Annotated in this window: 23 protein-coding genes, 1 tRNA gene and 1 riboswitch; of the genes, 2 read left to right on the top strand and 22 right to left on the bottom strand. The window is 66.9% G+C overall.

The features are described from left to right. Positions 1-215: 215 nt before the first annotated feature. A tRNA-Leu gene (locus tag QFZ23_RS09755) sits at positions 216-297 on the bottom strand. A gap of 205 nt (positions 298-502) precedes the next feature. On the opposite strand from QFZ23_RS09755, the gene QFZ23_RS09750 reads away from it, so the two are divergent. Continuing rightward, positions 503-1,108, top strand: coding sequence for an ANTAR domain-containing response regulator (locus tag QFZ23_RS09750; RefSeq protein ID WP_306922492.1), 606 nt, complete (start codon positions 503-505; stop codon positions 1,106-1,108). A 154-nt stretch (positions 1,109-1,262) separates the two neighbouring features. Here QFZ23_RS09750 and pyk read toward each other — a convergent pair whose 3' ends face one another. The 11 genes from pyk to hisI all read right to left on the bottom strand — a co-directional run bounded on the left by pyk (position 1,263) and on the right by hisI (position 16,576). Next, the gene (gene pyk, locus QFZ23_RS09745) at positions 1,263-2,783 is read right to left on the bottom strand and encodes a pyruvate kinase (RefSeq protein ID WP_306922490.1); all 1,521 of its coding nucleotides are present in this window, start codon (positions 2,781-2,783) and stop codon (positions 1,263-1,265) included. 85 nt (positions 2,784-2,868) lie between these two features. After that, on the bottom strand, positions 2,869-4,326 hold the full coding sequence (locus tag QFZ23_RS09740; RefSeq protein WP_306922488.1) for a glutamate synthase subunit beta: 1,458 nt from the start codon (positions 4,324-4,326) through the stop codon (positions 2,869-2,871). Further along, entirely contained in the window at positions 4,319-8,935 is a 4,617-nt protein-coding gene (gltB, locus tag QFZ23_RS09735) for a glutamate synthase large subunit (protein WP_306922486.1), read from the bottom strand. The genes QFZ23_RS09740 and gltB overlap by 8 nt, the downstream gene beginning before the upstream one ends. 266 nt (positions 8,936-9,201) lie before the next feature. Continuing rightward, complete coding sequence (gene lgt, locus QFZ23_RS09730) at positions 9,202-10,365, bottom strand: prolipoprotein diacylglyceryl transferase (RefSeq protein WP_306922483.1); 1,164 nt, start codon at positions 10,363-10,365, stop codon at positions 9,202-9,204. Between the two features lie 7 nt (positions 10,366-10,372). Beyond that, on the bottom strand, positions 10,373-11,191 hold the full coding sequence (trpA, locus tag QFZ23_RS09725) for a tryptophan synthase subunit alpha (RefSeq protein WP_306922481.1): 819 nt from the start codon (positions 11,189-11,191) through the stop codon (positions 10,373-10,375). Beyond that, positions 11,188-12,516 (bottom strand): tryptophan synthase subunit beta, encoded by a 1,329-nt coding sequence (trpB, locus tag QFZ23_RS09720; protein WP_306922479.1) that lies wholly within the window; start codon positions 12,514-12,516, stop codon positions 11,188-11,190. Before trpB ends, trpA begins: the two co-directional genes overlap by 4 nt. A gap of 94 nt (positions 12,517-12,610) precedes the next feature. Further along, positions 12,611-13,429, bottom strand: a complete 819-nt coding sequence (gene trpC / locus QFZ23_RS09715) for an indole-3-glycerol phosphate synthase TrpC (protein ID WP_306922477.1) — start codon at positions 13,427-13,429, stop codon at positions 12,611-12,613. Positions 13,430-13,431: 2 nt separating this feature from the next. Then, positions 13,432-13,716 (bottom strand): HGxxPAAW family protein, encoded by a 285-nt coding sequence (locus QFZ23_RS09710; RefSeq protein ID WP_306922475.1) that lies wholly within the window; start codon positions 13,714-13,716, stop codon positions 13,432-13,434. A gap of 97 nt (positions 13,717-13,813) precedes the next feature. Beyond that, entirely contained in the window at positions 13,814-14,449 is a 636-nt protein-coding gene (locus tag QFZ23_RS09705) for a Trp biosynthesis-associated membrane protein (RefSeq protein ID WP_306922473.1), read from the bottom strand. Beyond that, on the bottom strand, positions 14,449-16,026 hold the full coding sequence (locus tag QFZ23_RS09700) for an anthranilate synthase component I (protein WP_306922470.1): 1,578 nt from the start codon (positions 16,024-16,026) through the stop codon (positions 14,449-14,451). Before QFZ23_RS09700 ends, QFZ23_RS09705 begins: the two co-directional genes overlap by 1 nt. Before the next feature lie 106 nt (positions 16,027-16,132). Further along, on the bottom strand, positions 16,133-16,576 hold the full coding sequence (hisI, locus tag QFZ23_RS09695; RefSeq protein ID WP_306922468.1) for a phosphoribosyl-AMP cyclohydrolase: 444 nt from the start codon (positions 16,574-16,576) through the stop codon (positions 16,133-16,135). Positions 16,577-16,761: 185 nt separating this feature from the next. Here hisI and QFZ23_RS09690 point away from each other — a divergent pair, with 185 nt between their 5' ends. After that, on the top strand, positions 16,762-17,406 hold the full coding sequence (locus QFZ23_RS09690) for a TIGR03085 family metal-binding protein (RefSeq protein ID WP_306926784.1): 645 nt from the start codon (positions 16,762-16,764) through the stop codon (positions 17,404-17,406). Between the two features lie 51 nt (positions 17,407-17,457). Here the strand turns inward: QFZ23_RS09690 and hisF are convergent, their stop codons facing one another. From hisF to rpe, 10 genes are all read right to left on the bottom strand, one after another. Continuing rightward, entirely contained in the window at positions 17,458-18,234 is a 777-nt protein-coding gene (gene hisF / locus QFZ23_RS09685) for an imidazole glycerol phosphate synthase subunit HisF (protein WP_306922466.1), read from the bottom strand. A 46-nt stretch (positions 18,235-18,280) separates the two neighbouring features. Continuing rightward, a complete protein-coding gene (gene hisG / locus QFZ23_RS09680) occupies positions 18,281-19,141 on the bottom strand; it encodes an ATP phosphoribosyltransferase (protein ID WP_306922464.1) in 861 nt (286 codons plus the stop codon). 58 nt (positions 19,142-19,199) lie between these two features. Further along, the gene (locus QFZ23_RS09675) at positions 19,200-19,463 is read right to left on the bottom strand and encodes a phosphoribosyl-ATP diphosphatase (protein ID WP_003801526.1); all 264 of its coding nucleotides are present in this window, start codon (positions 19,461-19,463) and stop codon (positions 19,200-19,202) included. Positions 19,464-19,595: 132 nt separating this feature from the next. Beyond that, positions 19,596-20,078 carry a 6,7-dimethyl-8-ribityllumazine synthase gene (gene ribH / locus QFZ23_RS09670; RefSeq protein WP_306922462.1) on the bottom strand — a complete coding sequence of 161 codons (483 nt, stop codon included), beginning with the start codon at positions 20,076-20,078 and terminating at the stop codon, positions 19,596-19,598. An 18-nt stretch (positions 20,079-20,096) separates the two neighbouring features. Continuing rightward, a complete protein-coding gene (ribA, locus tag QFZ23_RS09665; RefSeq protein WP_306922461.1) occupies positions 20,097-20,798 on the bottom strand; it encodes a GTP cyclohydrolase II in 702 nt (233 codons plus the stop codon). Further along, positions 20,795-21,493 carry a 3,4-dihydroxy-2-butanone-4-phosphate synthase gene (ribB, locus tag QFZ23_RS09660; protein ID WP_306926782.1) on the bottom strand — a complete coding sequence of 233 codons (699 nt, stop codon included), beginning with the start codon at positions 21,491-21,493 and terminating at the stop codon, positions 20,795-20,797. The genes ribA and ribB overlap by 4 nt, the downstream gene beginning before the upstream one ends. A 26-nt stretch (positions 21,494-21,519) precedes the next feature. Continuing rightward, positions 21,520-22,206, bottom strand: a complete 687-nt coding sequence (locus QFZ23_RS09655) for a riboflavin synthase (protein WP_306922459.1) — start codon at positions 22,204-22,206, stop codon at positions 21,520-21,522. Further along, positions 22,206-23,333 (bottom strand): bifunctional diaminohydroxyphosphoribosylaminopyrimidine deaminase/5-amino-6-(5-phosphoribosylamino)uracil reductase RibD, encoded by a 1,128-nt coding sequence (gene ribD, locus QFZ23_RS09650; RefSeq protein ID WP_306926779.1) that lies wholly within the window; start codon positions 23,331-23,333, stop codon positions 22,206-22,208. The genes QFZ23_RS09655 and ribD overlap by 1 nt, the downstream gene beginning before the upstream one ends. A 50-nt stretch (positions 23,334-23,383) precedes the next feature. After that, positions 23,384-24,094: a nicotinamide riboside transporter PnuC gene (pnuC, locus tag QFZ23_RS09645; protein WP_306922457.1), complete on the bottom strand. Its 711-nt coding sequence runs from the start codon at positions 24,092-24,094 to the stop codon at positions 23,384-23,386. A 94-nt stretch (positions 24,095-24,188) separates the two neighbouring features. Then, positions 24,189-24,338, bottom strand: a riboswitch (FMN riboswitch). A 133-nt stretch (positions 24,339-24,471) separates the two neighbouring features. Then, entirely contained in the window at positions 24,472-25,128 is a 657-nt protein-coding gene (gene rpe / locus QFZ23_RS09640) for a ribulose-phosphate 3-epimerase (protein ID WP_306922456.1), read from the bottom strand. Positions 25,129-25,193 lie beyond the last annotated feature (65 nt).

Genomic DNA, 25,193 nt, shown 5'->3' with positions numbered 1-25,193 from the left:
ACCCAACGAGGCAGCAAAGAAAAATGCACAGAATTTTCCTGAAGTCATGTTGACCAGGCCATGAACGTCGATGAACAGGTAGCGAACGATACACGGTCGATCCATGTAAGCCAGGAGGCAGCCGGTCACCAATGAAAAAGGCCCCCGAAGGGGCCCTTCACAACTCAATATGTCCACACTCAGAGGCTAGAAAGCCCCTGAACAGGGAAAACACGTGCCCGAGGTGGGACTCGAACCCACACACCTTTCGATACCGCATTTTGAGTGCGGCGCGTCTGCCAATTCCGCCACTCGGGCGCGGAGTACACGGAGTAACAATCGTAGGCTCACAGCGAAGTGTGATCAACGCAGCTACTACCAGTGCGCGGATTTACTCTACATGCAGATAGGCTAAAACCAGAATCGCGCCACCGCCGTCGCAACAAGCCATGCCGATCCAAGTACAAGCGCGGGGCCCAACTAAGATAGTCATAGTCCCGCCGTACCTTTTCAAGGAGATCCCGTGTCAGAACCGACGGAGTCAAACAAAACGTCCCAGCCGGCGCGCCGCGTAGTTGTGGCCGAAGACGAAACCCTCATCCGCCTGGACATCATCGAAATCCTGCGCGGCGAAGGCTACGACGTCATCGGCGAGGCCGACAACGGTGAGAAGGCCGTGCAGCTGGCCGAGGAGCTCAAGCCGGACCTTGTCCTCATGGACGTCAAGATGCCCGTCATGGACGGCATCTCCGCGGCCGAGAAGATCGTCAAGGCACGCATCGCCCCCGTGGTGCTGCTGACCGCCTTCAGCCAGAAGGAACTCGTGGAGCGCGCCCGCGACGCCGGCGCCATGGCCTACGTGGTGAAGCCGTTCACGCCCGCCGACCTGATCCCCGCCCTGGAGATCGCCCTGTCCCGCCACGAGGAGATCAAGGCCCTCGAAGCCGAGGTCACCGACCTGCAGGAGCAGTTCGCCACCCGCAAGCTCGTGGAACGCGCGAAGAGCCTGCTGACCACCAAGATGGGCCTGACGGAGCCGGAAGCTTTCCGCTGGATCCAGAAGACCTCGATGGACCGCCGCCTCAGCATGCGCGAAGTGGCCGAGACCATCATCAACCAGGTCAACTAGCCAAGAAGCTACACCAAAGCGGAAGGACCCCGGCACACAGCGCCGGGGTCCTTCCGTTTCCCCAAAACCGGACCGGAAACCTAGAAACAAAAAGGGAGGATCCCCGCCACCGGTGAACGCGTTCACCAGGCGGGGATCCTCCCTTCAGTGCGAGCTACTCAGCGGGAGCTGCTACAGCCCTGTCCTTGTTCTTCTTCTTCTTTTCCGGCCAGGGGCCGAGCTTTTCCTTCTTCTCGGTGGCCTCGCCCATGCGAGGCGTGTCGGCGAGGTCGCCCACCTTGTGGACCTTCAGCGAGTTGGTCGAACCGGCCTTTCCCGGAGGGGAACCGGCAGCGATGACCACGAGGTCGCCGTCTTCCACCAGTCCCATGTCCAGCAGGCTGCGGTCAACCTGTGCGGTCATTTCATCCGTGTGCCCCACCATGGCAACCAGCTGCGGCTGGATTCCCCAGGTCAGTGCCAGCTGGTTCCACACGTGCTCCACCGGAGTGAACGCGAAAACCGGCTTGATCGGGCGGAGGCGGGACAGGCGGCGTGCCGAGTCACCGGACTGCGTGAACGTACAGATGTACTTGGCGTCCAGCTGGTCTGCGATTTCGACGGCGGCACGGGTGATGGCGCCACCGCGGGTCTTGGGCTTGGTGCCCAGCGGGGGGACGCGCTCCAGGCCGTGCTCCTCGGTGGACTCGATGATCCGGGCCATGGTCTTGACCGTCTCGATCGGGTACTTGCCCACGCTGGTTTCGCCGGAGAGCATGACTGCGTCGGCGCCGTCGAGCACGGCGTTGGCGCAGTCGGAGGCCTCAGCACGGGTGGGGCGCGGGTTGTCGATCATCGACTCGAGCACCTGGGTGGCCACGATGACCGGCTTGGCCCAGCGGCGTGCCAGTTCGATGGCACGCTTCTGCACGATCGGCACTTCCTCCAGCGGAAGCTCCACGCCGAGGTCGCCACGGGCCACCATGATCGCGTCAAACGCATCGATGATTTCGTGGAGCTGCTCCACGGCCTGCGGCTTCTCAATCTTGGCGATCACCGGAACGCGGCGGCCTTCTTCGTCCATGATCTCGTGGACGCGCTTGATGTCGGAAGCGTCACGGACGAACGACAGGGCGACGAGGTCGACGCCGCGGCGGATGGCCCAGCGCAGGTCGTCCTCGTCCTTTTCGCTCAGTGCGGGGACGTTGACGGCAACGCCCGGGAGGTTGATGCCCTTGTTGTTGGACACGAAACCGCCCACGGTCACCTTGGCGACAACCTTGACGTCGTCCACCTCGATGGCGCGCAGCGCCACCTTGCCGTCGTCGATCAGCAGGGCGTCGCCCGGGTTGACGTCCTCGGTGAGGCTCTTGAGCGTGGTGGAGCAGATGTCCTTGGTGCCGGGTACGTCTTCAGTGGTGATCGTGAAGATATCCCCCACGGCCAGCTGGTGCGGACCGTCAACGAAGCGGCCCAGGCGGATCTTGGGTCCCTGCAGGTCGGCCATGATGGCGACGGCCTTGCCCAGGTCGGACGCAGCCTTGCGGACATTCTCATAGGTGTTGTCATGCACGGAGTAGTCGCCGTGACTCATGTTCATGCGGGCTACATCAACGCCGGCTTCCAGCACCGCGAGGGTGTTTTCATAGCTGGCAATGGCCGGTCCGAAGGTGGCCACAATCTTTGCGCGTCTCATATACCTACCCTATTTGTCACTTGCATTGGTTAAGTTGTCGCGGAGATGAATTCCATCCCCGCCTTTGGCGCTATACGACGACTCGCTACAGGACGGCTATGGCGCGGTCCGTCGGAGCCACGGGTGCAGGAAGAATGGTGCTTCCCATCAGGTACTTGTCCACCGCCGCAGCGGCGGCACGCCCTTCGGCGATGGCCCACACGATCAGGGACTGTCCGCGGCCCGCGTCGCCGGCCACGAAGACACCCTCGGTGTTGGTCATGTAGTAACCGTCGCGGGCCACGTTGCCGCGGCCGTCGAACTCGGCGCTGACCTGCTCGGTGATGCCGGCCGGCTCCGCTCCGGTGAAGCCCAAGGACAGGAAAACCAGATCGGCAGGAATGATCCGTTCGGTGCCCGCCTTGGGCAGGCGCTTGCCGTCCACGAATTCGGTCTCTGCAACCTTGACGCCGGTCAACTTGCCGTCCTCGCCAACGAACTCAACGGTGGAGGCGAGGTACGTGCGCTCACCGCCCTCCTCGTGGGCGCTGGCCACCTCGAAGAGGGTGGGGAACGTAGGCCACGGCTGGTGGCCGGCGCGCTCCAGCGGCGGCTGCTTGCCGATGGCCAGGGTGGTCACCGAGGCTGCCTGCTGGCGGTGTGCCGTGCCGATGCAGTCCGCGCCGGTGTCGCCGCCGCCGAGGATGACGACGTGCTTGCCGCGGGCGTCGATGTGGTTCTCCGGGGACTCCCCCGCCACCACGCGGTTGGAGGGGACGAGGTAATCCATGGCGAAGTGCACGCCGGCAAGTTCTCGGCCCGGGATGGGCAGGTCCCGCGGCACCGTGGCGCCAGTGGCGATGACCACGGCGTCGTAGCGGCGGCGCAGCTGCTCCCAGGTGACGTCCGTACCGACGGCGACGCCGGTGCGGAAGCGGGTGCCTTCGGCCTTCATCTGCTCGAGCCGGCGGTCCACCTGCTCTTTTTCCATCTTGAAGTCGGGGATGCCGTAACGCAGCAGGCCGCCGATCTTGTCGTCCCGTTCGTAGACGGCCACGGTGTGGCCCACGCGGGTCAGCTGCTGTGCAGCCGCCAGGCCGGCAGGGCCGGAACCGACGACGGCGACCGTCTTGCCGGTGAGGCGGTGCGGCGGCAGAGGGTTGACCCAGCCATGGTCGAAGGCCTCATCAATGATGGACACCTCGACCTGCTTGATGGTCACCGCGGGCTGGTTGATGCCCAGTACGCAGGACGCCTCGCAGGGGGCGGGGCAGAGCCGGCCGGTCCATTCGGGGAAGTTGTTGGTGGCGTGCAGCCGCTCAATCGCTTCCTCGCCTTTGTCCCGCCACATGAGGTCGTTCCACTCGGGAATCAGGTTCCCCAGCGGGCAGCCCTGGTGGCAGAACGGCACGCCGCAGTCCATGCAGCGGCCGGCCTGGCTCCTCAGGACACCCTTTTCCTGGGCCTCGTAGACTTCCTTCCAGTCCATGATGCGGACGGGAACGGGACGGCGCGGCTGGGTTTCACGCTGACGTACTTTCAGAAATCCGCGTGGATCAGCCACCGGTCACCTCCAGGATTCGAGACCAAACTTCTTCGCCGTCGGGGTCAAGGCCCTCTTCGATGGCGTCAAGACGGGTTTGCAGCACTGCGGCGTAGTCGCGCGGCAGCACCTTGGTAATGCGGGCAGCGGTGTCATCGAAGTTGTCGAGCAGACGCGCAGCCAGCTGGGATTCGGTTTCCTCCACGTGCTTGACCAGCAGCCCGTGGACGATGTCGCGGTCCTCGGCGTCCAGCTCAAGGAGCTGGAGTTCGCCGGACTGCAGGGCTTCCTTGTTGACCCGGGCGGTGTCCAGGTCCAGCACGTAGGCCGTACCGCCGGACATGCCCGCGCCGAAGTTGCGGCCCGTGCGGCCGATGATCAGCGTCTGGCCACCGGTCATGTACTCACAGCCGTGGTCGCCGATGCCTTCAACAACCGCGGTGGCGCCCGAGTTGCGGACCAGGAAGCGTTCGCCCACCTGGCCGCGCAGGAACAGCTCGCCGCTCGTCGCGCCGTAGCCGATCACGTTGCCGGCCACGACGTTCCGCTCTGCCTGGAACACGTTGGAGCGGTCCGGGCGGACGATGATCCGGCCACCGGAAAGGCCCTTGCCGACGTAGTCGTTGGAGTCGCCGTACATGCGCAGCGTGATGCCGGCGGGCAGGAAGGCACCCAGCGACTGACCGGCGGTGCCGTTCAGCGTGATGTCGATGGTGTCCGTGGCCAGCACGTCCGTGCCGAACGTCTTGGTCACGACGTGGCCCAGCATGGTGCCCACCGAGCGGTCGGTGTTGATGACGTCAACCGTGATCTTCACCGGCGCACGGTCGGTCAGCGCCTCGGCGGCCATGGTGATGAGCCGCTGGTCGAAGTGCTTGTCCAGCTCGTGGTTCTGGCCGGTCAGGTTCCGCAGCGGGGCGTCGTCGTCGAACTCGAGGCCGTGCAGGATCGGATCCAGGTCCAGGCCTTCGGCCTTCCAGTGGCTGATGGCCTCCTGGGTGTCCAGCATTTCGGCGTGGCCGATCGCTTCCTCGATGCTCCGGAAACCGAGCTCCGCAAGGATCTCGCGGACTTCCTCGGCCAGGAACTCGAAGAAGTTAACCACGAACTCCGGCTTGCCGCTGAAGCGGGCGCGCAGCTCGGGGTTCTGCGTGGCAACGCCCACCGGGCAGGTGTCCAGGTGGCAGACGCGCATCATGATGCAGCCCTCAACCACCAGCGGTGCCGTGGCAAAGCCAAATTCCTCGCCGCCGAGCAGCGCGGCAATGACGACGTCGCGGCCGGTCTTGAGCTGGCCGTCCACCTGCACCACCACGCGGTCGCGCAGGCCGTTGAGCATGAGGGTCTGTTGGGTCTCTGCGAGACCCAGTTCCCACGGCACACCGGCGTGCTTGAGCGAGTTCAGCGGCGAGGCGCCGGTACCGCCGTCGTGCCCGGAAACAAGCACGACGTCGGCCTTGGCCTTGGTAACACCGGCGGCAACTGTGCCGATGCCCACCTCGGAGACGAGCTTGACGTGCACCCGGGCTGAGGGGTTCGCGCGCTTGGCATCGTAGATGAGCTGCGCGAGGTCCTCGATCGAGTAGATGTCGTGGTGCGGGGGCGGGGAGATCAGTCCGACGCCGGGGGTCGAGTGGCGCGTCCGGGCAACCCAGGGGTACACCTTCTGGGCCATCAGCTGGCCGCCTTCGCCGGGCTTGGCGCCCTGGGCCATCTTGATCTGGATGTCGTCCGCGTTGGTCAGGTACAGGCTCGTGACGCCGAAGCGCCCCGAGGCAATCTGCTTGACGGCGGACCGGCGCTCCGGATCCAGCAGGCGGTCCACGTCCTCGCCGCCTTCACCGGTGTTGGACTTGCCGCCCAGCCGGTTCATGGCGATTGCGAGCGTCTCGTGGGCTTCCTTGGAAATTGAGCCGTAGCTCATGGCACCCGTGGAGAAGCGCTTGACGATGCTGGAGACCGGTTCGACTTCCTCGAGCGGCACGGCAGGGCGCACGCCGTCCTTGAACTTGAGCAGACCGCGGAGGGTCATCAGGTTCTCGGACTGGTCGTCCACGCCCTTGGTGTAGGCCTTGAAAATGTCGTAGCGGCGCTCACGCGTGGCGTGCTGCAGCCGGAAGACCGTCTCCGGGTTGAAGAGGTGCGGTTCACCGTCGCGGCGCCACTGGTACTCGCCGCCGCCCAGCAGGGGCCGGTGCGGCTGTTCGATGCCGCCCTCCGGGTAGGCCATCTGGTGCCGTGCGGAAACCTCGGCCGCGATGACGTCCAGGCCCACGCCACCGAGCTGGGAATGCGTTCCGGCGAAGAATTCATCCACGAGCTCCTGGCCCAGGCCCAGCGCTTCGAACGTCTGGGCGCCGGTGTAGGACGCCACGGTGGAGATGCCCATCTTGGACATGATCTTCAGGACACCCTTGCCGAGGCCCTTGATCAGGTTGTAGACGCCGTCCTGGGGGGTCACGCCCACGACGTCGCCGGCAGCGATGAGCTGCTCGACGGATTCCATGGCCAGATACGGGTTCACGGCGGACGCGCCGTAGCCCACGAGGACAGCCACATGGTGCGTCTCGCGGACGTCGCCGGCCTCGACCACCAGGGCGGTCTTGGTGCGGTTGGCGCTGCGCAGCAGGTGGTGGTGCACGGCGCTGACCAGCAGCAGGGACGGGATCGGGGCCCACTGGGCGTTGGAGTCGCGGTCGGAGAGAACCACGTACTGCACACCGCGGTTGATGGCACCGGACACCTGCTCGCAGATTTCGGTGAGCCGGGCACGCAGCGCGTTCTCGCCGCCTTCGGGGCGGTAGAGGCCGCGGACCTTCATCGCGACACGGTTGCCTTCGGCGTCCTCGATGTTGGCGATCTTGGCGAGCTGGTCGTTGTTGATCACCGGGAACGGCAGGGAGACCTGGGGCTGGCGCACCTGCTTGGTGTCCAGGAGGTTGCCGTTGGGGCCGATGGCGCAGGTCAGGGAGGTGACCAGCTCTTCACGGATGGCGTCCAGCGGCGGGTTGGTGACCTGCGCAAAGGACTGCACGAAGTAGTCGAAGAGCAGGCGGGGGCGCTTGGACAGCACGGCCACCGGCGTGTCCGAGCCCATGGCGCCCAGCGGTTCCGCGCCCGTGCGGGCCATCGGGCCCAGCAGGATCTTCAGCTCTTCGGTGGTGTAACCGAAGGTGCGCTGGCGGATGTTCACGGACGCGGCGGTGTGCACCACGTGCTCGCGTTCCGGCAGCTCGTTGAGGTCGATCAGGTTGTCCTTGACCCACTCGGCCCAGGGGTTCGCCGCGGCAACCTCCGCCTTGACCTCTTCATCACCGATGATGCGGCCGGCCTCGGTGTCCACCAGGAACATCTTGCCCGGCGAGACGCGGCCCTTCTTGACCACCTTGGAGGGTTCGACGTCGATGACGCCAACCTCGGAGGCGAAGACGACCAGGCCGTCTTCGGTGATCCAGTACCGGCCGGGGCGCAAGCCGTTGCGGTCCAGGGTGGCGCCCACGAGGGCGCCGTCGGTGAACGAGACGGCGGCGGGGCCGTCCCAGGGTTCCATCAGGAGGGAGTGGTACTCATAGAACGCACGGCGCGCCGGATCCATCGTGGCGTGGTTTTCCCAGGCCTCGGGGATCATCATCATGATCGCGTGCGTGATGGGGCGGCCGGACAGCCACAGCAGTTCGGCAACTTCGTCGAAGGACGCGGAGTCGGACGCGCCGGGCGTGCAGATCGGGAACAGCTCTTCCGGCGAGTCGCCCAGCAGCGGGTTGGCGAGCTGGGACTGGCGTGCCCGCATCCAGTTCCGGTTGCCCTTGACGGTGTTGATTTCACCGTTGTGGGCGATGGTGCGGAACGGCTGGGCCAGCGGCCAGGACGGGAAGGTGTTGGTGGAGAAGCGCGAGTGGACGATCGCCAGCTTGGTCTTGAAGCGCTTGTCCGAAAGGTCCGGGTAGAACGGTTCCAGCTGGGCCGTGGTCAGCATGCCCTTGTAGACGATGGTCCGGGAGGACAGCGACGGGAAGTAGACACCGAACTTGTTCTGGGCGCGCTTGCGGATGCGCCAGGCGCGGCCGTCCAGGTCGCTGGGGTCCAGCTGCTCGCCGGTTGCCGAGGCGAAGAACGGCTGGGAGAAGTACGGCATGCACGCGCGCGCCATGGCACCCACCAGATCGGCGACCACGGGAACCTCGCGCCAGCCCAGGACGGTGAGTCCTTCGTCGGCGGCCAGGCCCTCGATGCCGGCCTTGGCGGCGTCGGCCTCGCGCTGCTCAGCGGGCAGGAAGGCGGTGCCCACCACGTACTGGCCGGGGGCCGGAAGTTCGAATTCGGTGACGGCACGGAAGAACTCGTCCGGCACCTGCATCAGGAGGCCGGCGCCATCACCGGTACCCTCATCAGCACCGACGGCACCGCGGTGCTCGAGATTGCGCAGGGCAGTAAGGGCGGCGTCGACAATGTCGTAGCCGGGCTCACCGCGCAGGGTGGCAATGATCGCAAGACCGCAGGCGTCCTTCTCCTGCTCAGGGTTGTAGAGCCCGGATGCCTCGGGGAGCGCCGCGAACCGCTTGAACGGCGACATGGCGGCGTCCGGCTGGTTCGGTTCGGACCAGCTGGGGCTTGAAAGAGTTTGGGTCATGGGAGACGTCCTTCCTCCTGATCGTGCGTATGGAAGGGACAACGTTGGCCCCACTCAGAGCGCCACTGTGACGGGCACAACAAAGTGTTACTGCTTACTGGAAATTGTAGGGCAGGCATGCGTGCTGAACTAACAGTTACGCAGACTCCCGCCCCGGGCTTGACCGGCCAGCAGCTCTATGCTGACCGGAGTTGGCCCCTGCCACGACGCTGTGGTGGTGGGCGCTCCGAGCGGTAACTCTCTGCTGCCCTGGGTACCGGTGCCTTCTAGCGTGAGCTGTCGGCCTCCGGTGCGGCTCCGGTGTCTGTGCCACCGGGCTTTCCGGTGTTCCGCGACTCCGCGGCGGTTGGGGTGCCGCCGGTGGATGCCGGGACTGCTTCTGTTTGGGCAGAAGCTAGACCGGAACCGTTTTGGTTATCAGGGAGATTATCACGCGATTCACTATCTGAGACAACATGGTCCGTATCACGGACCGGTTGGGCGGTCACATTTGGAGCGGCCGCTACAGCGGCGGGCTCCCGGCCCGGCAGGTAGACAGTGTCCGCGCTGCCGTCCTTGCGCCGGCCCAGCACGATGAACACCGCCAGTGCGGCGACGAACACGAAGATGCTGGTCCAGACGTTCAGGCGGGTGGTGATGCCGAACAGGCTGATCTGTTCGGCGTCGTCGATCCGCATGGCCTCAATCCAGACCCGGCCCAGCGTGTAGTACATGGCGTACAGCCAGAAGAGCCGGCCGCGGCGGAAGTGGAACCGGCGGTCGAGGGCCAGGAGGATCAGCACACCCGCGATGTTCCACAGTGACTCATAGAGGAACGTGGGGTGGAAGAGGGTGTCGGCCGGGTAGCCGACCGGGAAGTTGGCGTTGTCCGCGTCCACCTGGAGTCCCCACGGCAGCGTGGTGGGGCCGCCGAAGAGCTCCTGGTTGAAGTAGTTTCCCCACCGGCCGAGGGCCTGTGCCAGCAGAAGTCCCGGGGCCGCCGCGTCAATGAAGGCCGTGAGCTTGACCCCTGCACGGCGGCAGCCGATCCAGGCGCCGAAGGCACCCAGAACCACGGCTCCCCAGATTCCGAGGCCGCCGCGCTGGATCTGCGGAATCAGGGACAGGTCCCCGGTGCCGTCGAAGCCGGGACCAAAGTACGCGTCCGGCGACGAGAACACGTGGTAGAGCCGGCCGCCGATGATGCCGAAGGGGATGGCCCAGATGGCGATGTCCCAGACGCTGCCTTCAGGCGCTCCGCGCTTGGCCCAGCGGACGGAGGTCAGCCACAGGCCAACCACAATGCCGGCCAGGATGCACAGGGCGTAGGCATGGATGCGGAGCGATCCCCACGGCAGCGGAATATCGAACCCGGACCAGTCCGGGCTCGGGATGCTTGCGGGCACCATGCCGGCTGGAACCAGTGCGGCTGCGGTGAGGAGCGTCTGCATGGTTGCGTTACTTCCTGGTCAGTCCGGTACTGAGGTCTTTGGTGAGCTGTGCGACAGCGTCCACGCCGCCGTCGCGCACGGCCGCGACAAGTGCCGAACCGACGATCACGCCGTCCGCGTAGGCCGCGATCTCTGCGACCTGCTCGGCGGTGGAGACGCCGAGGCCCACGCACACCCGCTCCGCGCCGGCTGCCCTGGCCGCCGCCACGACGCCGGTGGCTGCGTCGCTCACCGCCGTGCGGGCACCGGTAACACCCATGATGGAGACCGCGTACACAAAACCGCGGCTTGCGTCCACGGTCCGGCGCATGCGCTCAGGCGTGGAGGAGGGTGCCACCAGGAAGACCCGGTCCAGGCCGTACTTCTCCGACGCGTCCATCCATTCGGCTGCCTCGTCCGGGATCAGGTCCGGGGTGATGAGCCCAGCTCCCCCGGCCTCGGCCAGGCGCCGCGCGAATTCGTCCACGCCCATGCGGACCACAGGGTTCCAGTACGTCATGACCAGCACGGCGGCGTCGGTCTGGCTGGTGATGCCGGCGACGACGTCGAAGACCTGGCGGACGGAGAACCCCTTGGCCAGCGCCTCGGTGGTGGCTGCCTGGATGACCGGACCGTCCATGACCGGGTCCGAGTACGGGATGCCGATCTCGATCAGGTCGGCGCCGTTGCGCGCCAGGGCGATGCCGGCGGCGACGGTCTCCTCGACGCTGGGGTACCCGGCGGGCAGGTAGCCGATCAGGGCCGCACGGCCTTCCGCTCGGGCCTTGTCGATGGCAATGGCCGACTTGCTGGTGGCCGGCTTGCTGGTGGAATGCGCCGTGGTCACAGCTGCTCCCCTTCCTTGCCGATGGTGGCCTCGGCCGAGTCCTTATCCAGAAGGTCGAACCACTCCGCTGCGGTGGCAACGTCCTTGTCTCCCCTGCCGGACAGGTTCACGATCACGATCTTGTCCGATGCGTCACCTGCGGCCGAGCCTTCCGCTGCCAGCCGCCGGCCCACCTTGATGGCGCCGGCGAGGGCGTGGGAGGACTCGATCGCGGGAATGATCCCCTCGGTGCGGCACAGGAGCCGGAACGCTTCCATGGCCTCGCTGTCCGTGATGGGCTCGTAGCTGACCCGCCCGATGTCGGCGAGGTAGGAGTGCTCCGGCCCGACCCCGGGGTAGTCCAGTCCGGCCGAAATGGAATGCGACTCGATGGTCTGGCCGTCGTCGTCCTGCATCAGGTAGGACCGGGCGCCGTGCAGCACCCCGGGCCGGCCGAGCGTGATGGTCGCCGCATGGCGGCCGGTCTCGACGCCGTCGCCGCCGGCTTCGAAGCCGTAGATCTTCACGGACGGGTCATCGAGGAAGCCGTGGAAGATGCCGATGGCGTTCGAACCCCCGCCGATGCAGGCGCATACGGCGTCCGGCAGGCGCCCGGCCTGCTCGAGGATCTGGGCCCGTGCCTCCTCGCCGATGACTTCATGGAAATACCGGACCATCGCGGGGAACGGGTGGGCGCCCGCTGCCGTGCCCAGCAGGTAGTGGGTGTTGCCGACGTTGGCCACCCAGTCCCGGAGGGCTTCGTTGATGGCGTCCTTGAGGGTCTGCGAACCGTTGGTGACGGGGATGACCGTGGCGCCCAGGAGTTCCATCCGGGCCACGTTCAGCGCCTGCCGGCGGCAGTCTTCGGCGCCCATGTAGACGACGCATTCCAGGCCCAGCAGCGCAGCGGCAGTGGCGCTGGCCACGCCGTGCTGGCCGGCGCCCGTCTCGGCGATGACGCGGGTCTTGCCCATCCGCTTGGCAAGGAGTGCCTGGCCCAGCACGTTGTTGATTTTGTGCGAGCCGGTGTGGTTCAGGTCCTCGCGCTTGAGGAAGATCCGGACGCCGCCTGCGTGCTCGGCAAAGCGCTTGGCCTCTGTCAGCAGCGAGGGCCGGCCGGAGTAGTTCTTGTTCAGGTCGGCGATCTGGGCGGTGAACTCGGGATCGGCCTTGGCCTTCTCGAACGTGTCCTCGAGCTCGTCCAGGGCGGCGATCAGTGACTCAGGCATCCAGCGGCCGCCGTAGGCGCCGAAGTAGGGTCCCGGGGCGTGGCGCAGCGAGGTGCCTCCCTGCAGGAATGCATCCACCGAGCCCTGGTCAGAGCCGGCTGTTGGCGCATCGGCCATCAGTCTCACCATCCTGTTCACTTTTTCTTATTGATGTCAGGCACCATCTGTCCGCACGGCGTGCGGACAGATGGGTCCACGGTTGGGTGGGAGCTCAGGCCCGGGCGGCGATGGCCGCGGCCCCGGCCGCTGTGAACTCCGCGATGCGTTCACGGGGGGTGGCGTCACTGACGAGCGCCTCTCCCACGAGGATGGCGTTGGCGCCGTGCACCGCGTAGTGCGCGACGTCGTCGGCATTCCGAACGCCCGACTCCGCCACCACCACAGCACCGGAGGGAATGCTGCCGGCGAGCGAGGCGAAAACGGAACGGTCGACGTCGAGCGTCTTGAGGTTGCGGACGTTGACGCCGATGATCCGGGCGTCGGCGGCCACGGCGCGCTCGACTTCCTCCGGCGTGTGCGTTTCCACCAGCACGTTCATGCCGAGCTCGCGGCTCAGGGCGCTGAATTCGCGCAGCTGCTGGTCAGACAGGGCGGCCACGATCAGGAGGATGAGGTCCGCACCGTGGGCGCGGGCTTCCCAGATCTGGTACTCGTCCAGCGTGAAGTCCTTGCGCAGCAGCGGGACGTCCACCCGGGCGCGGACGGCGTCCAGGTCAGCCAGCGAACCGTTGAAACGGCGCTGCTCGGTGAGCACGCTGATCACCGCGGCTCCTCCATCGGCGTACTGCACGGCCAGCGACGCGGGGTCCGCGATGCTGGCGAGGTCGCCCTTGGAGGGGCTGCGGCGCTTGATCTCGGCGATGACCTTAAGCTCGCCGCGGTCCGCGGACGTGCCGCCAAGGGCAGCCCACGCGTCCCGGGCAGGAGCCGCCGCCAGGGCACGGTCCTTCAGTTCCGCGAGGGACACGAGGCGCTTCCGGTCCTCCATGTCCTCCCTGACACCGGCGTTGATGTCATCGAGAACAGTCACGATTAGTGGCCGGTGTTCTTGATCTTGCTGCCGCCCACGCCGTAGCCGGCCTTGCGCATGATGAAGCCGGCCAGCAGGCCGACGAACATGACGGCGATGCCGGCCCAGAAGATCGGGGTGTTCGCAATGACGAACGCGATGGAGGCGATGAGGGCGCCGATGAGCATGACGATCACGCAGGTCCAGGCGGCCGGGCTGTTGCCGTGGCCCAGGTCGATGCTGTGGTCGATGCCGTGGTGCTCCTTGGGGGCCGCGGGCTTTGTACCGGAAACAGTGGCTTTGCTCATGTGAATCTCCTCAGGATCAATACTGCTTACATTCTGCCATTTTTTGCCGCGGCCTTCGGCATCGCGGCTGGGGTGCGTGGCTGCGTGACCCGCCGGCTCAGGTGGGGTCCTCGCCCCGGGAGAGCCTGTCCCAGCTGTCGATCTCGTCCACCGGGCCCGTCTGCTCGCCCGCGGGACCCGCCGCCGCGGCGTCGTATTTGGTCCGGGATTTCCAGTACCGCCCCGCCGGAACCACCAGCAGGCCGCATACGGCCAGCAGGGAACCTGCGACGACGGCCAGCACCGGGAACGCACTGACGGTCACGTCCGCGGCGCCTCCCGAAACCCCGGTGGCGGCGGCGATGGAGCCCTGGGCCGCGGCCAGCGGATCAGCGAGGACGGTGGCGGCCGCGGCGATGATGCCCGCCGCCGCCAACACGATGATGGCCGTGATGACCCAGCGTGCGATCTTTCCGGCGATGGAGGCCGCGAGCCCGCCTGCCAGCGCCACGAGGGCCAGGGCGGTGACAGTGGTGGCGGCTTTGCTGCCCTGGACCTGGAGGCCGCCTTCGCCCCCGGAGGCCTGGCCCAGCTGCTGGGGGTCCAGGTGGACCGTCAGCCAGGTCTGGGTGGTGGTACCGAAGACCGCCAGCGCCAGGGCTGCGATCAGCAGCACCACCGTGGACTTGCGCGCCCAGCCCGGTGCGGTGCTGCGCGTTTTGCCCGGCACGGAGGATCCTGCGGGAACCGGCATCAGGACTTTGCCTCTGTGGCCGAATCGGGAGCGCTTACGGAATCCGGCGTGATGTTGTGCAGCGAGCCGGCCGTGTGCACGGCCCGCAGCGGGGCCGCCGCCTTGTTGACGGTTTCCTGCGCCTCGGCCGGGTTGCTCGAGTCCGCCACGATGCCGCCGCCCGCCTGGACGTAGGCACGCCCTTCGCGCAGCAATGCGGAGCGGATGGCGATGGCCATGTCCATGTCGCCGGCGAAGTCCAGGTAGCCCACCACACCGCCGTAGATGCCGCGCCGGTGCGGCTCGAGTTCATCCAGGAGGCGCAGTGCCCGGGGCTTCGGGGCGCCGGAAAGGGTTCCGGCCGGGAAGGTGGCCTTCAGGACATCGTAGGCCTTCGCCGTCGGAGCCAGGCGTCCGACGACGGTTGAGACCAGGTGCATGATGTGGCTGAAGCGCTCCACCTCCATGAACTGGGTGACGTCCACGGAACCCGCCACGCAGACCTTCGACAGGTCGTTCCGGGACAGGTCCACCAGCATGAGGTGCTCCGCCCGTTCCTTCTGGTCCGCGAGGAGCTCCTCGGCGAGTGCCTTGTCCGCGTCGACGGTCTTGCCGCGCGGCCGGGAACCGGCAATGGGGTGGGTGATGACATCCTCGCCGGTCACGGTCACCAGCGCCTCCGGCGATGAGCCGACGATCGAGTACTGCCGGCCGGCGGCGTCCTCGAGGCTGAAGATGTACATGTAGGGGCTCGGGTTGGTGTTGCGCAGCACCCGGTAAACGTCCAGCGGCGACGCCCCGCACTCCATCTCGAAGCGGCGGGAGATGACCACCTGGAAGACTTCGCCGTCCACGATCGCCTCCTTGCCCCGGTCGAGGGCGGCGAGGTACTCGGGCTCGTGCCAGCGCTCCTGGACGCTGGCGGCAAAATCGAGGGCCGCCGGCTCCAGCACGGACACCGGCTGGAGCACCGGGGTGCTGATGCGTGCCAGCAGTTCCTTAACGCGGGCGACGGCGTCATGCCAGGCCTCGTCGACGCGTTCGGAGCTGTTGTCGAAGTTGATGGCGTTGGCGATGAGCAGCACCGTGCCGTCCATGTTGTCGTGGACGGCCATGTCCGTGACGAGGTTCAGGGCCAGTTCGGGCAACTGCAGGTCGTCCTCGGGCGGGCTGGTCAGCTTCTCCCAATGCCGGACCGTTTCCCAGCCAAGGAAGCCCACCAGGCCGGAGGTGAACGGCGGGAGCCCGTCAAACCGGTCGGTGCGCAGCGCCTCGATGGTGTCGCGGATGGCATCAACAGGGTTTCCGTCCACGGGCACACCCGCCGGCGGCTCGCCCAGCCAGTGCGCCTGTCCGTCCTTGGTGGTCAGCGTGGCGCGGGACCGGGAACCAATGAAGGAGTATCGGGACCAGGCACCTCCGACAGCCGCCGACTCCATGAGAAACGTGCCCGGCTGGCCCTGCGCCAGCTTCCGGTACAGCCCGATCGGCGTTTCGGCATCCGCCAACACCTTGAGCCGGACAGGGATGACGCGGCTGTGGGCGGCGAGTTCCCGGAACTCTTCCAGGCCAGGGCTGATGATTCCGAGGTCCTGCATCGCTATTGGTTCTCCGTCTGTTCTTGGTTAATGCCTGGGTGTAAGGCCTGTTCGGCGTAGGGGCCCTGCTGGGTGCAGGGGCCTGCTGGGTGGCAGAGGCGGGCCGCTAGTTGGCCGGACCCGCCACAACGTCGAGGGCCCGGCCGTCAAAGCAGGTCCGTGTACCGGTGTGGCATGCGGCCCCCACCTGGTCCACCCGCACGAGGAGGGCGTCGCCGTCGCAGTCCAGGGCCACCGACTTGACCCACTGCACGTGACCGGAAGTGTCACCCTTGCGCCAGTACTCCTGCCGGGAGCGCGAGTAGAACGTCACGCGGCCGGTGGTCATGGTCCGGTACAACGCCTCGTCGTCCATCCAGCCGAGCATGAGGACCTCGTTGGTGTCGAACTGCTGCACGATGGCAGCAACGAGTCCGGCGCCATCCCGCTTCAGGGCCGACGCAATTTCGGCTGGAAGGGGGTTTCCCGGCAGACGGCTTTCGCCGGCGCCGAAGGAAGGGGCACCGGCGAGTGAGGCGGGGGCGGGGCTGGGGGCGGGCTGCTCAGACATCACGTCAAGTCTAGTGCCCATCACAGGACCCTGGCACAAACGCCCTCACGTCCCCCGCTCCCCCGGAACACCTCCCCCGGAACACCGCCCGGGCCGCAGGGGCATTGGGCCACCTGCGGGCCGTGCAGTCGGCTGGAGAAAGTCGGCTGCGCAACTCCACCGGGGACGTGCTAGTTTTCCAAGTGATGCATTTCGTCGATCCGTCCCGAGAAGTCCTGGCCGAGACCCTGCTGGCGGCCGGTCCTGACTCTCCCACGCTCTGCAAGGGCTGGAAGACCAGGGACCTCGCAGCTCACCTTTACCTGCGCGAGCGGAAGGCTGCCGTCGGGCTGGGCCTGATCATCAAGGGCCTGTCCAAGGCCTCGGACAAGGCGACCGCCCGGCTGGCCGGAAAGCTCACGACGGCCGACGACTACGCCAAGCTCGTGAACTCCTTCCGCGCGGGACCGCCCGCGCTCTCGCCCATGAAGATCAAGGCACTGGATGAGAGCTCCAACCTGATCGAATACTTCGTCCATACGGAGGATGTCAGGCGGGCCGTTGACCGCTGGGCACCACGTGCCCTCGACGAGGAGTACTCGGACGCCCTGTGGGATGAGCTCGTCAAACGGGCAGCCATCCTCTACCGCGGCGTGGACCTGGGCATCGTCCTGGTCAGCCCCTCCGGCCCCCGGCACGTTGCCAAGCGCGCCCCGGTATCGGTGGCCATCGTCGGGGAGCCAGGTGAACTGCTGATGCACGCCCACGGCCGCACGCGCCATGCACTGGTAACCTTCGAAGGCCAGCCAGACGCCGTCGCCCTCCTCCAGTCAGCCGAAGTCGGGCTGTAACAGAAGCAATGTGGGCCCACGCCTGCAGTGTTCCCTGGCCGCTCGCTTGTTTTAACGGACCTCGAAGCCGGCATCGCGGATTGCGGTCTTGACCTGCGACATCATGTCGTCCGGGCCCCAGTGGAAGATGGAGGCGGCGAGGACGGCGTCCGCTCCGGCCTGAACGGCGGGTGGGAAGTGCGCAGGCTCCCCGGCACCGCCGGAGGCGATGATCGGAACCTTGACCGCGGACCGGACCAGCCGGATGAGCTCGAGGTCGAAGCCGTCCTTGGTGCCGTCGGCGTCGATGGAGTTCAGCAGGATTTCGCCGACCCCGCGGTCCGCCGCTTCCCTGGCCCAGGCGATGGCGTCTATTCCGGTGCCCTGGCGGCCACCGTGGGTGGTCACTTCAAACCCCGACGGCGTGGGCTGGGATCCGGGGCGGACACGCCGTGCGTCCACGGACAGCACCAGGACCTGGGAACCAAAGTGCCGGGTGATTTCGTCGATGACGTCGGGGCGGGCCACGGCAGCGGTGTTGATGGATGCCTTGTCGGCACCGAAGCGCAGCAGCTTGTCCACCTCGGCCACGCCGCGGACCCCGCCGCCGACCGTGAGCGGAATGAACACTTCCTCGGCGGTGCGGCGGACGACGTCGAACGTCGTTTCCCGGTTGCCGGAGGAGGCGGTCACGTCCAGGAAGGTGAGTTCATCGGCGCCGGCGTTATCGTAGCGGTGGGCCAGTTCCACGGGGTCCCCGGCGTCGCGGAGGCCTTCGAAATTGATGCCCTTGACCACGCGGCCGGCGTCAACGTCCAGGCAGGGAATAACGCGGACGGCTACAGCCATGACTTCTCCTGTTGTGCTGCTGGGGGTGCTGTTGAAGGAAACCGGGTCAGATCCGGCAGGCGTGGATGCTGCTGACCAGGATGGCGCGCGCGCCGAGGTCGTACAGCTCGTCCATGATCCGGTTGGTTTCCTTCTTGGGCACCATGGAGCGGACGGCCACCCAGTCGGAATCTCGCAACGGTGAGACGGTGGGTGATTCCAGGCCGGGCGTGAGGCCGGCAGCCTGCTCCACCAGCTCCTTGCGGATGTCGTAATCCATCAGCACGTACTGGCGCGCCACCAGGACACCCTGCAGGCGCCGGATCAGGACATCGATTTCCCTGGCCGTGCCGTTGGCCGCGCCGCCCTCGCCGGTACGGCGGATGAGCACTGCCTCGGACTTGAGGATCGGCTCACCGAAGATCTCCATGCCGGCGGCCTTGAGCGTGTTGCCTGTTTCGACGACGTCGGCGATGGCGTCCGCGACGCCGAGTCGCACGGAGGATTCCACCGCGCCGTCCAGCCGGACCACCTTCGCCTTGATGCCGCGCTCCGCCAGGTAGTCGCGCAGGAGACCGTCGTAGCTGGTGGCAAGGCGCTTGCCCTCGAGTTCCTCCACGGCGCTGAAGTCGCCGATCGGTCCGGCGAAGCGGAACGTAGAGGCGGCAAAGCCCAGCGGAAGCAGTTCCTCCGCCTCCACCTGCGCGTCCAGCAGGAGGTCACGGCCGGTGATTCCGACGTCGAGCGTTCCCTGCCCGACGTAAACGGCGATGTCCCGGGGGCGGAGGAAGAAGAACTCGATGTCGTTGTCGGGGTCCACCATGACCAGCTCACGGCTGTCACGGCGCTGGCGGTAGCCAGCCTCGGACAGCATGGCGGAGGCGGCTTCGGACAGGGATCCCTTGTTGGGTACGGCTACACGCAGCATTAGGAGGTCTTTCTGGTTTGGAAGGTTGTGTCAGGCAAGCGGGGCCACGCAGAGGCGGCTAGAGATGCTTGTAGACGTCTTCCAGACTGAGTCCTTTGGCGAGCATCAGGACCTGCAGGTGGTACAGGAGCTGCGAGATCTCCTCGGCGGCGGCTTCGTCGGATTCGTATTCGGCTGCCATCCAGACTTCAGCCGCTTCCTCCACGACTTTCTTGCCGATGCCGTGGATTCCCGACTCCAGTTCGGCGACGGTGCGGGAGCCCTCGGGGCGGGTCGCTGCCTTCTCGCTCAGTTCTGCGAACAGCGTCTCGAAATTCTTCACGCCCTCCAGCCTACTTGCTCGGGGCCGGGGCCCGCCTGTCGGGCAGTTCCATGACGGCGGGGATGTGAGCGATTGCACACGTTGCATGCTTGCGCCCGCATCCCCGCGGCGCCCGGAACCGAGGGAAATGTTTTAGTACTGCCTGAGCAGCAGTGCCGTGGCCAGCGCAGCTGTGACGGCCTCGTGTCCCTTGTCCTCCGACGATCCGGGCAGTCCGGCCCGGTCCAGGCCCTGCTCTTCGGTGTCGCAGGTCAGCACGCCGAACCCGACCGGCACGCCGGTGCTGACGCTGACATTGGTGAGTCCCGACGTCGCGGCCTGGCAGACGTAGTCAAAGTGCGGCGTTCCGCCACGGATGACGACGCCGAGGGCGACGACGGCGTCAAAGTGCGATGCCAGCCGCGCGGCGGCGACCGGAAGCTCGAAGCTGCCCGGGACACGCAGCACCGTCGGCTCGTTGATGCCGGCATCCTTGGCCGCGCGCAGGGCGCCGTCCAGGAGGCCGTCCATGATCTGCGTGTGCCAGCTTGCCGCCACGATCGCCAGCTTCAGCTGCGAGGTTTCCGCGGGGTCGAGGGTGGTGAGGTCAATCTGGGGTGCGCCATGTCCGCTCATGAAGTCTTCGTGATCCGTTCAGTCTTGTTCGTGGTCAAAGGTGTCAGTGCCGGTGCGGGGCAGGCCCGCAGTCTCGGTGTCAAGGGTCAGGAGGTGGTCCATGCGGTCCTTCTTGGTCTGCAGGTACCGGAGGTTCTGCTCCCGCGACGGCACCTCGGTGGGCACCATCTCGACGACCCTGACACCCGCGGTAGCCAGGCGGTTCTGCTTGTCCGGGTTGTTGCTCAGCAGCCGGATCTCGTGCAGGCCCATCTCGGCCAGGATCTGCGCCGCAGCCTTGTAGCAGCGGGCGTCCACGGGCAGTCCGAGCTGCTCATTGGCCTCGACGGTGTCGAACCCGGCCTCCTGCAGGGCGTAGGCCTTGATTTTGTTGGCCAGCCCGATGCCCCGGCCTTCCTGGCCGCGAAGGTACAGCAGCGTCCCGCCGTTCTCAGCGATCAGCTCCAGGGCGTAGGCGAGCTGCTCGCCGCAGTCGCACCGGTAGGAGCCAAAAACATCGCCGGTGAGGCATTCCGAGTGCAGGCGCACCAGCGGCGCCTTGCCGTCCTTGGCCGGGTTCGGGGAGCTGACCGCCAGGTGTTCGGCGCCGGTCACCAGATCGGTCCAGGCCTGCGACACGAAGTTTCCGAACGCCGTGGGCAGCTGGACCACAGGGCCGCTGCTCACCGGATGCGGCTGCCGGCCGTTGCTGCTCGGTTCCGCTGTTTGAGATGCCGTCATCGTGTTTCCCCTTCTCCGGCCGGACTGGCTTCCAAAGTGCTCTCCTGTGAAGATACACGGTTGCCAGCTCCCAGATAGGCAACCAGGTCCTCGATCGAGATCAAGGGGCAGCCGTGCTCGGCAGCGAAAACCCGAAGGCCGTCCAGCCGCATCATCTCCCCGTCGTCATACACAACTTCGGCGATCACGCCCACCGGCTCCAGGCCGGCGAGCCGGCAGAGGTCCACGGCCGCTTCGGTGTGGCCGGGGCGTTCACGCACTCCCCCATTAACGGCACGCAGCGGGAAAATATGCCCGGGGCGGGTCAGCGTGTCCGGGCCGCTGGCCGGATCGGCAATGACGCGGGCGGTGAGGGCCCGGTCGGTGGCCGAGATGCCCGTGCTTACGCCGGCGGCGGCGTCGCAGGAGACGGTGTAGGCGGTGCCCTTCGAGTCCTGGTTGACCTCCACCATGGGCGGCAGTTCCAGCGCGTCGGCCCGGGCGCCGTCGAGCGGCACGCAGATGACGCCGGAGCTGTACCGGATGGTCCAGCCCATGAGCGCCGGCGTGGCGTGCTGGGCGGCGAAGATGATGTCGCCTTCGTTTTCCCGGTCCTCGTTGTCCACCACCAGCACCGGCCGGCCGGCCGCCATGGCGCGGACAGCGTCCTCAATCGGGTCCAGCCTCAGGGGAACAGAGGTCAGCTCGCCGGACACCTCGGCGTCAAGCTTTGCCGTGCCGTTCACAGCTGAACCCCGCCTTCAGTGACAACTGAGCCTTCCGTGCCGAACTTCGAGGCGTCCGTGAATTCCAAGCCTGCGCTCCGGAAGGCGAGCAACCGCTCGGTGTACTTGGCCAGCACGTCCACCTCAAGGTTGACCCTGGCGCCGGCCGGCTTGGCCCCGAGGCCGGTGTCGGCCAGGGTTGTGGGGATAAGCCCCACCTCGAACCACGGCGCCGCCTCGGCTGCCGGGCTGACCGCGGTGACGGTGAGGGAGACGCCGTCGATGGCGATAGACCCCTTTTCCGCGATGTAGCGTGCAAGCCGCTGTGGCACTCCGAACCGGAGCCGTTCCCAGTTTCCCTGCGGCTCGCGTTCGAGCAGTTCGCCGACGCCGTCCACGTGGCCCTGGACCACGTGGCCGTCAAGGCGCCCGCCGGCGGGGACGCAGCGTTCCAGGTTGACGGGGTCGCCCGCCGCAAGCTCGCCAATGGTGCTGCGGATGAGTGTCTCGCCCATGACGTCGACGCTGAAGTCCTTGCCGTCGATGGCCGTGGCGGTGAGGCAGACGCCGTTGACGGCGATGGAGCCGCCCAGCGACAGCGCTTCAGCGGTGCCGGGGGCGTGCAGGCGCAGCGTTGCGCTTGTGTCCCCGTTCCGGTCCACGGAGAGGACCTTTCCCTGTTCGGCGATAATTCCGGTGAACATCAGTAGCCTCCCATGGCTGTGCCCGCTCCTGTGCGGACAGGTAGTGAATCGGTTGACGTTGATTGTGTTGCTGTTGACTGTGCCGCTGCGGGCGGGTCCTGGGTCCGGTGGGGCACGGTGGCTTCCTCCGGGAGCAGGTGCAGGCGAAGGTCCCTGCCGAGGAACTGGACCGCGCCGCCGGACGCGGCATCCCATTCCCAGCGCTGCGCCTCGGCGAGCGTTCCGATGCCGAGGCCGTTCAGGGCCGGCGTTCCCGAGCCCAGCAGTGTGGGCGCCAGGTAGACGATGAGTTCGTCCACGAGTCCTTCGGCCAGGAAGGCGCTGAGGATCCTCGATCCGCCCTCCACCATGACGTGCCTGGTGCCCGCGGCGAACAGCATGGCCAGGGCCTCGCGCGGGTCCCGCGTCGGAAGGTGCAGGACCTTGCCGTCGTCGCCTCGCACCGCGGCGTCTTCCGGCACGTCACGAAGTCCCATGACCGCGCGCAGCGGCTGCTTTCCGGTGGTGTCGCCGTTGGCGTCGCGGGCTGTCAGGCGGGGATTGTCCACCAGCACGGTCTGCGTTCCCACGAGGATGGCGTCGATGCGGTTCCGGATGCCGTGGTTATCGGCCAGCGACTCCGGGCTGGAAATCCACTGGCTGGTGCCGTCCTCGGCCGCGATCCGGCTGTCCAGGGTCTGGGCGATGTGCAGGGTGACAAAGGGGCGCTTGGCGTCGACGGCCTGGAACCAGCGCCGGTTCAGCTCCAGCGCACGCTCGGCGGCCAGTCCGCTGCGCACGCTGACCCCCGCCCTCCGCAGGGTGGCGGCCCCGCCGGCGGCGGGATCATGGGGGTCGTCGACGGCGTACACGACGTTCGCTATCCCGGCGTCGATGATGGCCTGGGCGCACGGTCCCGTGCGGCCCACATGGTTGCACGGCTCCAGGGTGACCACCATGGTGGACCCGTGAAGGTCGACGTCGGCGCTGACCGCCGCCGCTATCGCGTCGGCTTCTGCGTGCGCGGTGCCGGCACCGCGGTGGTATCCCGTCGCCAGCTGACGCCCGTCAGGGCCGACGACGACGGCGCCCACCAGCGGATTGGCCCCTCGGGGGCCCTGCAGGGCGGCTTCCAGGGCTGTGTCCATGGCGGCTGTTTCAGCGGCGGTGAAGGCAGATACCGGCTTCTGGGTAGCAGTCACTTGGACACCGCCGGGTCCGGGAAGGCGGTCTCAACCTTGACGTTGGAGGGGTCCGTCTGGGCCTGCGTCCGGGACGCCCGCCACCAGACGATGAAGCCGGCCAGGGTAAAGAAGCCGTAGAACAGGTACATGAAGGCGCTGGCGAAGTATCCGGCGCTGAAGAGCAGCGGAACGCCCACCACGTCCACGGCAACCCAGATCAGCCAAAACTCTGTCCAGCCGCGGGCCATGCCGTAGGTGGCCAGGAGCGAGCCCATGAAGGTCCAGGCGTCGGCCCACACCGGCGGGTAGGAGCCCAGGGAGTCAAAGAGGGGAGTGAGGGCGGCGGTTCCGGCCACCAGCGCGAGTACCAGCGCCACGCGGGTCCTGGCACTGGCCCAGGCCGGCGCGATCGCCGTCGAGGTTCCTGCCGCCCGGCGGCTTTGCCGCCAGCGCTGCCAGCCGTAGACGGCCACGATGATGAACATGACCTGCCGCCCGGCCTGGCCCCAGAGCGTGGCAGGCGTGGCGGAGCCGAAGACGTTGCCCAGGAAGACCGTCAGGAGCAGAAGGTTGCCCGCGATGCCGGCCGGCCATGCCCAGACCTTGCGCCGCATGCCGCCGAGGGCACTGGCAAGGCCAAAAATGTTTCCCAGCACTTCGCGGAGAATGAGCACTGATCCGCCCACGGGAATCTGTGCTTCGAAGAGCCAACGCAGGATGTCCATGCGTGCGTGTCGTTCCTTCCCTCAAGAGCCGAGACAGCTCCGGGGTATACGACAGCGAAACGCAGCGGCGTTCTGGAACGCCACAAGTACAGCTGTACGTGCTTCTCTCATCCAGACTTTAACTGTCGGTACCGGAATTTCACCAGTTCAACCGTCCGCCGGGCTTCCGTATAGGGAAACACCGGCTCGCGGGTCGCGGACTATCACCGCCGGTTCGGACTTACACCGACCCCGGAGCACGTATTGTGTGTTGCTATTCTGACACAACTTGGCGGGTGCCCAGGCTATTCCCGCTACAAACCGTCATGAGGCCGTCATGGAGGCCGGGTTGCTGCCTCCATGGCCGGGCTCTTGACTGGGCTCGTGGGGGCCGGGGGCTAGAGGCTGCCGGCCTTGCGCAGCCGGTCGATGGCGCCGGACGGATCCGGGGCGCCATACACCGCGGACCCGGCGACGAAGACGTTCGCTCCGGCTTCCGCGGCACGGACGATGGTTTCCTCGGTAATTCCGCCATCAACCTGGATGGCGACGTTCACGCCGGATCCCTCGATGGCGGCGCGGGCGCGGCGGATCTTGGGCAGCGTGAGGTCAAGGAACGCCTGGCCGCCAAAGCCGGGCTCCACGGTCATGATCAGCAGCATGTCCAGTTCCGGGAGCATGTCCAGGTACGGCTCCACCGCGGTAGCGGGACGAAGCGCCATCCCGGCCTTCGAACCCCTGGCCCGCAGCTCCCGGGCCAGCTTCACCGGCGCGATGGACGCCTCGGCGTGGAACGTCACGGAAGCGACGCCGGCGTCTGCGTAGCCGGGTGCCCAGCGGTCGGCGTCGGAAATCATGAGGTGGGCGTCCAGCGGAACCGGGCTGACCGCCTGGATCCGCTGGACCACGGGAAGCCCCAGGGTGAGGTTGGGGACAAAGTGGTTGTCCATCACATCCACGTGCACGGAATCAGCGTTGCTGATTTTCTGCAGCTCGGCTTCGAGGTTCACGAAGTCGGCGGAGAGGATGCTGGGGTTGATGCAGCACTGCGTCATGCGGGGTCCTTTCGCGGGACGGAAGTCCGGGGGTGTGGGATCAGTCTGAAGTCAGCGCTTCCTGA

This window comes from Arthrobacter globiformis (genome assembly GCF_030818015.1).
GTDB classification, from domain to species: domain Bacteria; phylum Actinomycetota; class Actinomycetes; order Actinomycetales; family Micrococcaceae; genus Arthrobacter; species Arthrobacter globiformis_C.
This window is presented reverse-complemented; position numbering and strand designations above follow the sequence as displayed.

Bases quoted from the DNA above. Each gene is read 5' to 3' on its own strand.
- pyk (WP_306922490.1), bottom strand. From the start codon at position 2,783: ATGAGACGCGCAAAGATTGTGGCCACCTTCGGACCGGCCATTGCCAGC.
- gltB (WP_306922486.1), bottom strand. From the start codon at position 8,935: ATGACCCAAACTCTTTCAAGCCCCAGCTGGTCCGAACCGAACCAGCCG.
- lgt (WP_306922483.1), bottom strand. From the start codon at position 10,365: ATGCAGACGCTCCTCACCGCAGCCGCACTGGTTCCAGCCGGCATGGTG.
- trpB (WP_306922479.1), bottom strand. From the start codon at position 12,516: ATGGCCGATGCGCCAACAGCCGGCTCTGACCAGGGCTCGGTGGATGCA.
- QFZ23_RS09710 (WP_306922475.1), bottom strand. From the start codon at position 13,716: ATGAGCAAAGCCACTGTTTCCGGTACAAAGCCCGCGGCCCCCAAGGAG.
- QFZ23_RS09705 (WP_306922473.1), bottom strand. From the start codon at position 14,449: ATGCCGGTTCCCGCAGGATCCTCCGTGCCGGGCAAAACGCGCAGCACC.
- QFZ23_RS09700 (WP_306922470.1), bottom strand. From the start codon at position 16,026: ATGCAGGACCTCGGAATCATCAGCCCTGGCCTGGAAGAGTTCCGGGAA.
- hisI (WP_306922468.1), bottom strand. From the start codon at position 16,576: ATGTCTGAGCAGCCCGCCCCCAGCCCCGCCCCCGCCTCACTCGCCGGT.
- QFZ23_RS09690 (WP_306926784.1), top strand. From the start codon at position 16,762: ATGCATTTCGTCGATCCGTCCCGAGAAGTCCTGGCCGAGACCCTGCTG.
- hisF (WP_306922466.1), bottom strand. From the start codon at position 18,234: ATGGCTGTAGCCGTCCGCGTTATTCCCTGCCTGGACGTTGACGCCGGC.
- hisG (WP_306922464.1), bottom strand. From the start codon at position 19,141: ATGCTGCGTGTAGCCGTACCCAACAAGGGATCCCTGTCCGAAGCCGCC.
- ribH (WP_306922462.1), bottom strand. From the start codon at position 20,078: ATGAGCGGACATGGCGCACCCCAGATTGACCTCACCACCCTCGACCCC.
- ribA (WP_306922461.1), bottom strand. From the start codon at position 20,798: ATGACGGCATCTCAAACAGCGGAACCGAGCAGCAACGGCCGGCAGCCG.
- QFZ23_RS09655 (WP_306922459.1), bottom strand. From the start codon at position 22,206: ATGTTCACCGGAATTATCGCCGAACAGGGAAAGGTCCTCTCCGTGGAC.
- ribD (WP_306926779.1), bottom strand. From the start codon at position 23,333: ATGGACACAGCCCTGGAAGCCGCCCTGCAGGGCCCCCGAGGGGCCAAT.
- pnuC (WP_306922457.1), bottom strand. From the start codon at position 24,094: ATGGACATCCTGCGTTGGCTCTTCGAAGCACAGATTCCCGTGGGCGGA.
- rpe (WP_306922456.1), bottom strand. From the start codon at position 25,128: ATGACGCAGTGCTGCATCAACCCCAGCATCCTCTCCGCCGACTTCGTG.